The sequence below is a fragment of the Rhodocista pekingensis genome (assembly GCF_042665545.1).
In the GTDB taxonomy this organism is placed as follows: domain Bacteria; phylum Pseudomonadota; class Alphaproteobacteria; order Azospirillales; family Azospirillaceae; genus Rhodocista; species Rhodocista pekingensis.
Map to the genome: position 1 here is coordinate 1 of NZ_JBHTCM010000031.1, position 751 is coordinate 751.

At 60.9% G+C, this 751-nt stretch carries 1 protein-coding gene; it reads left to right on the forward strand.

Annotated features, from left to right (window positions below):
* Positions 1–751 (forward strand): Ig-like domain-containing domain (locus ACFQPS_RS20070; RefSeq protein WP_377361131.1); only part of this gene is annotated, 751 nt, incomplete at both ends.

Consider the following 751-nt stretch of genomic DNA (forward strand, 5'->3'; position numbering starts at 1 on the left):
AGCAGCGGCAGCGATCTCGTCACCAGCAACGGCACGGTGACGGTCACGGGACTGGAGGCGGGCTCGACCCGGGAATACTCGCTCGACGCGGGCAAGAGCTGGACCGCCTTCAGCGGCACCAGCTTCACCCTGACCGGCGATGGGGCCAGGAGCGTCACCGTCCGCCAGACCGACGCGGCCGGCAATGTCTCCACCGCGTCCGACCCGCTGGATCTGTTGCTGGACACCACGGCGGCGACGGTCAGCTCCGTCTATGTGCCGTCGGACTATACTTATAAGGTCGGCGACTATCTCGGCTTCACGGTCAATGTCACTGAAGCGGTGAAGGTCACCGGCACGCCCCGGTTGGCCATCACCCTTGGGTCGCAAACCGTCTATGCGACCTATGATGCTGAATTCAGTAACGCGGATGCTAACGGTTTCACCAGTACCGTACGCTTCAAATATGATGTTCGGACGGGTGATGCTGATGCCGACGGCATCAGCATCGGCGCGCTGGATCTGAATGGCGGCAGCATCCAGGATGCCGCCGGCAACGATCTGTCCCTGACCCTGAACAATGTCAGCAGCACCATCAGCGTCCTGGTCGATGCCCAGGCGCCGACCCTGGTCAGTTCCACCCCGGCCGACAATGCCAGCAATGTCCTGCTGGACAGCAACATCACGCTGACCTTCAGCGAGAATTTGGTCATCAATGATCCCGACAAGCAGATTTACCTCTTCCGTGATGGCTCGATTGAGGAAAGCTTCG